Origin of the sequence: Methanobrevibacter sp., assembly GCF_017431965.1 — an archaeon.
Classification (GTDB): Archaea; Methanobacteriota; Methanobacteria; order Methanobacteriales; family Methanobacteriaceae; genus Methanocatella.
Genome location: NZ_JAFRKB010000054.1, coordinates 21,656 through 28,051, shown reverse-complemented (window position 1 = coordinate 28,051; position 6,396 = coordinate 21,656). Strand labels below are relative to the sequence as shown.

Genomic DNA, 6,396 nt, shown 5'->3' with positions numbered 1-6,396 from the left:
CATATTTTTTAACAAGCTTAAGTTCATCTAAACTTTTCATAGGGATGTTATACTTTTTATTTGTGGATATGTCATCTCCAACAATGCTATTCTTGCCAATGCTAGTTATTTGTATAATCTTGTCTTCAAATTTCACAAAATCATTAACTTCAAACTCAGGTATTCTTATAGAAATCCAGACTCTGTACAATCCTTTTCCAGTAGATTTGTCTTCACTGATAAGTCTTGGAGATTCCTTGATTGTTCCTCCAAATTCTTCTTTTAAATTTTCAGCCACTTTTTTCCCAGTTTTAAAAGAGCCGATGTAGTAATCATATCCTTCTTTAAGTTTTGCAATTTGCGGACAATAGGCCAGTTTATCTGATTTTGACTGTTTAGTTAATGTTCTTTCAACTATTTCATCCGCCTTGGCATATTCTTCAGCTTTAATTTCTCTTTTGTCTGCTCTGAATTGAACTACTGATTCATAATAACCTGACTGTATTTTGCTGCAAGTTGGACAAACAGTTTTTTGAATTTTGACTTCTGTGTCATGAGTTTCTTCAATTTGTGTGCCTTGAACTTCTCCAATAACTTCAACATAACAATTAGCTATTGTTCCTTTGATTTGATCAATTTCAAGATTTATTATTTCATTTGAAACTTCATCAGCAATTTTAATGTTTCTTTCGAGTGCTCTGTAGATTATTTCTTTTTCGGGAATGAATTCTTCACTCCATTTTCCCTCTTCAAGTTTGCTATTGCAATGGCTGCAAATTTGAACTTCGATGCGTTTAGGTATTTCAATCATTTGAAATTCTTTTAAAAAGCAGTCAATGCAGATGTCGCCAACCATCTTTTTATCAGTACTTCCACACTCTGGACAAAACATGATATCTGTAAAAATAAGAAAAAAGGTAGATTTATAATGATTTTAAAGGTGCTGTTGCACCGCATGCAGCACATTTAAGTAAGAATATTCTACCTTCTCTGATAATTCTTGTATCTGGTCTGTTACATTCGTGACAAATAACGTATTTGTCTACATAATCCTTAATTCTTTCATTAATTAAGTAATGGGTAAATTTACCTTGTAAAATTGCTCTTTGACCTTCAATATTTCCCGCAGTACCCAATTCTCTCATTAAGAATTTTAATAAGTGTTGTGGGTCTCTGTTTAATCCTTCTGCAACATCTTTGAAGTTTTTAATGAATGTCCTATTACCTTGGATATCTGAATAAGCTTTAGGAATTTTAAATCTTTTGTGTTCAAATACTTCTGGAGGTAATTGGTCTATTGCTCTTTCTAGTAAATCTTCATATTTATCCATATTATCTCTCCGTAAAAATTAGTATAAGTATAATATATTAAATTTTATTTTAATCATTTATTAATGTATTGTTATTTTAAAAAAATTTGATTAATTTTTAAAAAAATAAGAAAAGTTGAAGAGACTATGCCCTTCTGAAATATCCGGTATCAGGTTCATAGATTATTCCTTTTTGCTGCAAGTTGCGAACGATATTTACAACTTTTTCTTCACTAACTCCGTATTTCTCATTCATATTGGATATTAGTATATTTAAAGGAGCATTTCCAGCATATTCTTCTTCAAGGAGAGCTATTTCTTCGGTTACTCTTTGCATTTTATCTCTTTCAGATTTAGGTGTTCTTCCTTCTACTCTTTCAATGTCAATTTCCCCGGTTTCAGGGTCAACACCTATCTTTTTAAGACAAGCCATTTGCAATTTAACTGCTTTTTCAGCATCTTCTTTTTCAACTTTATCTTTAAGTTTGATTTTAGCACTTGCTTCTGCCAAACGAATTATAGCTTCTAGTTGTCTTGCTGTAATCGGAACAGCACCTTGCTCTTCAGGGTTGCTGTTTCTTGTATTTACGTAGAATGCTCTTAAAACTTCATTGGCTTCATCAGTTAAGACGGGATTTGTAGTTTTACGAGCATATGCGATGTATTTTCTAAGCAGTTCAGGTTCAATTTCATAATCAATAGTATTTTCTTTGTGTATTTTTAGAATATGGTCTGCTAGTTCAGCATCCCCTTCCCTACTTGGTTTATCTTCAATTACAAATATTAAATCGAAACGAGAAATAATTGGCGCTGGCAAATCAATCTGTTCTGCAAGCACTTTATAGCTGTCAAATCTTCCGAATTTAGGGTTAGCTGCTGCAAGAACGGAACATCTGGAATTCAATGTTGCCATAATACCTGCCTTTGCAATACTTACGGTTTGCTGTTCTAATGCTTCGTGAAGTGCTGATCTGTCTTCAGATCTCATTTTGTCCAATTCGTCAACACAAACATTACCTTGGTCCCCAAGCACTAGAGCACCTGCTTCAAGAGACCATCCTCCAAGTTCATCTCTTACGGCAGCTGCAGTCAATCCTGCACCGGTAGTACCTTTACCGCTTGTATAAATACTTCTTGGAGCTAATCTTGAAACATATTTAAGAATTTGGGATTTACCAATACCGGGGTCCCCAACAATAAGGATGTGGATATCTCCTCTTAATTTTGTTTCATCCTCAAGTTGTTTTGCAGACCCTCCGAAGAGCTGCAATGCAATGGCTTCTTTAACTTCCCTATACCCTTTGATTGAAGGTGCGGTGGATTTAATAATCTTTTCATAAATATGAGGGTCTTTAGATAATTCAATAATTTTTTCTTCATCTTCTTCAGAAAGTTGCAATTCTTCAAATTCTTGTTCTAAAGGCTCAATATGGTTGACATAAATATAATTTTTAAATTTACCGCTTCTTTCTTCTCTGAAGGTCCTTAATGTTCCAGTTATTCTTACTTTGTCTCCTGGATTTAATTCATCTACTAAATCATCCTCTAAAATCATTAACATTTGCTTAGGCTCGGTTCCTCCAGATAAGTTTTCCAATGGTTCTTGCATTCTTGCTGTCTGAGTATCAATGTATTTGGATTCTTCTTGAAGTAATCTAAATGATCTTCCACCACATTCGCTACATAATGAAGGTTCTAAGATGGTGTTGCTGGAAGTCTGTTCAACTTCATGAAGCCTCATACAACCCCTGCATTCAAACACTCCGGTTTCAATACGGGGTCTGATTTCATCAGTTTTTCTCACGATTCCATCTGCTGCAACGAATGTTCCAATATATTTACTTAATAATGTTTTTAAAGGAATTATGTTTGAAAGATTTTCAAAACGGATGTGTATATCCGCATCTTTTACAAGAGGGTCAATATTCTTAATAGCTATTTGAGCAGCATTGATAACCTCTTCAGGCTTTTCTATTAACAAATCTGCCAAGTCAGGGTCGAATATTTCCAATGCAGCGTAATCTACATTAAGTGATCTTTCATCAGGATATTTTTCAAGTATCTCAAATACATCATCCTTATAAGAAGTTGAAAAAAATTCTTCAAATTTTGCAATTGATGTTTGTGATTTAGTAGTAGAATTCATTATCTATATTATTATTTTTTCATACTTTAAAAATTATTGGATTTTTTCAAGTAGTGCTAAGTAAACATTAAATAGTAAAATTAATAAATAAAATTATTAACAAAATTTTAATTTATTTTGAGGTTATTATGAGGAAATCAAGATTAAGCTTATTTAAATCCACTTCCATGTTAATTTCCGTCGTTGGAATTATCATGATTATTTCAACAATTATTGTTGTGGCGTATGTGGCATATAGCATGGTTTCAGAAGGAATTACTGACCAAATTTCTTCAGGCACTCAATATGATGATCTTGCTGAGTTAAAGTCATCTTATTCAGATTTGGCTCTCAAGTTTGATAGTATTAAATCTACTTATTATGCAGAGGGTCCTGATCAAATTAAGGTTTATAATGATGCAAAACTTGAGCTGAGTCGGGCCAATTCTGCTATTGAAAATGTTCAAAGTGCACTTGATGCTGGAAAACCATCAAATGAAGTAGATAGTAGAATTGAATTTGCAAAAGAAAAGCTTGAAATCGCTAATAATGCTTACAATAATCTTTAATTTCTTTTTTTTCTATTTTTTGGTTTATATCCTAAGCCTACAACATACATTTCAGAACTTTTTTTACGAGATGATGGAGGTTTTGTTGTTTTGACTTGTCTGAATTTTCCTTTAAGTGAATCTAACATCGGTTTGTATTCGGGGCCTTGAAATACCTTCATCACAAGATTTCCTTTTTCTTCAAGAATATTGTCAGCAATTTCTATAACTACATTAATCAAATCGATTGATCTTAATTGGTCTATGTTTTTAATTCCGCAAAGTGACGGTGATGCATCGGACATTACAACTTTTGCTTTTCCTCCGATTATCTCCATAATCTTTTCTTGAACTTCAAGGTCTGTAAAATCTCCCCTTATTCCGTAGTAATTTTCTTCGTGAAATTTTTTAAATCTGTTTAAATCAACACCAATGACTATCCCTTCTTCTCCTACTTTTTCTAATGCAACTTGAGACCATCCTCCCGGTGCTGCTCCCAAATCAACAACAGTATTTCCTTGTTTGATGATATTGAATTTTTTATCCAATTGTTTAAGTTTGTAAGATGCTCTTGAGCGGTAATCTTCTTGTTTTGCCTTTTTATGATATGGATCGTTATGTTTTTCCATCTGCCATCTGCTTCCCATTTTAATCCCTCTTATATTTGTCAAAATCAAGTGCACTGCATACTGGGGCACCAATTTTTATAATTTCCACATCAACTTCGTTATTATTTATTTCAAGTATCATCACGGTTCTGTCTGCGAGTCTTGGCACGATTGGGCTTCCTGGATTTATGAGCAATACGCCATCAGTTTGCTCTATTTTTGGTTGATGTGAATGTCCTGTAACTAAAATATTTGCATCCAGCTCCTTTGCCAGATAAACCAATTGTTGTGAATCTGCTCTTGGATAGACTTCTCCATGTGCAATTCCAATTCTTATGCCTTCAGCTTCTATAACTCTTGCGGGAGGCAAGTCAATTCCGCGAACTCTGTCCATATTCCCTTGAACTGCCATTACTGGGGCTATTTTTTCTAAATTTTCAATTACTTTTGGAGAAGTCAAATCGCCAGCATGCAGTATTAAATCAACTCCATTAAATGCGTCAAATACTTTTTCAGGTATTTCTTTAGCCCTATCCGGAATATGTGTGTCTGAAATCAATCCAATTAACATTTTCTCCAACCTTTAAAATTAATTAAAGTACGATTTATTAATCTGTTTTTTATCCTTTTTAATATTTTTAGAATTGGTTTGCAATCAAATAAAAAATATTATAAATTCAGAAATATATATATAAAATTATCATTCTTTTAGGAGAAGATATAATGGGCGAAGTTAAAAAGGAAGATATTTTAGACATTTTGGCTAATTATGACAAAAGTGAGATTACAATAGCCACTCTTGGAAGCCACACTTCTTTACACATCTTGCAGGGTGCTAAGGAAGAGGGATTCAGAACAGCTATTGTATGTGAAAAAGGTCGTGAAGTTCCATATCAACGTTTTGGAGTTGCTGATGAATACATTATTGTTGATGAATTCAAAGACATAGTCAATGAAGAAGTTCAAGAACAACTCAGGGCAATGAACGCGATTGTAGTTCCTCATGGATCCTTTGTCGCTTATGCTGGATTAGATAATGTTGAAGATAAATTTAATGTGCCAATGTTTGGAAACAGGGATGTACTTAGATGGGAAGCTGAAAGAGACAAAGAAAGAGCTTTGCTTGTAGAAGGCAATGTTAGAATTCCATTTAAATATAATGATCCTTCCGAAATTGACAGGCCAGTAATGGTCAAATTCCCGGGTGCAAGAGGTGGAAGAGGTTACTTTGTAGCTTCATCTACTGAAGAATTTGATGCAAAAATTGAAGCTATGAAAGCTCGTGGATGGTTAGAGGACAGTGATGTAGAAGCAGCACACATTGAGGAATACGTTTCAGGATGTAACTACTGCATACACTATTTCTATTCAGCCCTTGATGATAAAGTTGAATTAATGGGTATGGATACAAGATATGAATCAAGTATTGATGGGTTTGTGAGAATGCCTGCAAAAGACCAATTAGATATTGATTTAAGCCCATCATATGTTGTTACTGGTAACCACCCTGCAGTAATCCGTGAATCATTACTCCCACAAGTATTTGATATGGCAGATAAATTGACTGAAAGTGCTAAAAAATTAGTTGCTCCTGGATTAAACGGACCATTCTGTATGCAAACTTTAGTAAACGATAACTTAGAGGTAATTTGTTTTGAAATCAGTGCAAGAACTGACGGTGGAACAAATACATTTATGGATGGTTCTCCTTACTCATACTTAACCTATGGTAAACCAATGAGTATGGGAAGAAGAATTGCTTTAGAAATCAAAAACGGTATAGAAAGAGACGAATTAGAAAAAATAATAACATAATCAAGTTATTA

At 33.6% G+C, this 6,396-nt stretch carries 7 protein-coding genes; 2 read left to right on the top strand and 5 right to left on the bottom strand.

Features of this window, described 5'->3' with window-relative positions; translation table 11 throughout:
• The 3 genes from IJI93_RS08170 to mcm all read right to left on the bottom strand — a co-directional run.
• Positions 1 to 871, bottom strand: an 871-nt coding sequence (locus IJI93_RS08170; RefSeq protein WP_292822031.1) for a 60S ribosomal export protein NMD3, incomplete at its 3' end; no start/stop codon positions are given.
• A gap of 31 nt (positions 872 to 902) precedes the next feature.
• The gene (locus IJI93_RS08165; protein ID WP_292822029.1) at positions 903 to 1,310 is read right to left on the bottom strand and encodes a translation initiation factor IF-2 subunit beta; all 408 of its coding nucleotides are present in this window, start codon (positions 1,308 to 1,310) and stop codon (positions 903 to 905) included.
• Positions 1,311 to 1,434: 124 nt separating this feature from the next.
• Positions 1,435 to 3,435 (bottom strand): minichromosome maintenance protein MCM, encoded by a 2,001-nt coding sequence (gene mcm, locus IJI93_RS08160; RefSeq protein WP_292822027.1) that lies wholly within the window; start codon positions 3,433 to 3,435, stop codon positions 1,435 to 1,437.
• A gap of 128 nt (positions 3,436 to 3,563) precedes the next feature.
• Here mcm and IJI93_RS08155 point away from each other — a divergent pair, with 128 nt between their 5' ends.
• The gene (locus tag IJI93_RS08155) at positions 3,564 to 3,983 is read left to right on the top strand and encodes a hypothetical protein (RefSeq protein WP_292822025.1); all 420 of its coding nucleotides are present in this window, start codon (positions 3,564 to 3,566) and stop codon (positions 3,981 to 3,983) included.
• Here the strand turns inward: IJI93_RS08155 and IJI93_RS08150 are convergent.
• Together IJI93_RS08150 and IJI93_RS08145 are read right to left on the bottom strand one after the other, a co-directional pair.
• A complete protein-coding gene (locus IJI93_RS08150) occupies positions 3,980 to 4,609 on the bottom strand; it encodes an RlmE family RNA methyltransferase (RefSeq protein WP_292822023.1) in 630 nt (209 codons plus the stop codon). The genes IJI93_RS08155 and IJI93_RS08150 overlap by 4 nt on opposite strands.
• Before the next feature lies 1 nt (position 4,610).
• On the bottom strand, positions 4,611 to 5,150 hold the full coding sequence (locus tag IJI93_RS08145) for a metallophosphoesterase (protein ID WP_292822021.1): 540 nt from the start codon (positions 5,148 to 5,150) through the stop codon (positions 4,611 to 4,613).
• A gap of 143 nt (positions 5,151 to 5,293) precedes the next feature.
• Between IJI93_RS08145 and IJI93_RS08140 the strand changes: the two genes are divergently transcribed.
• Positions 5,294 to 6,385: a formate--phosphoribosylaminoimidazolecarboxamide ligase gene (locus tag IJI93_RS08140; RefSeq protein ID WP_292822019.1), complete on the top strand. Its 1,092-nt coding sequence runs from the start codon at positions 5,294 to 5,296 to the stop codon at positions 6,383 to 6,385.
• Positions 6,386 to 6,396: the final 11 nt, after the last annotated feature.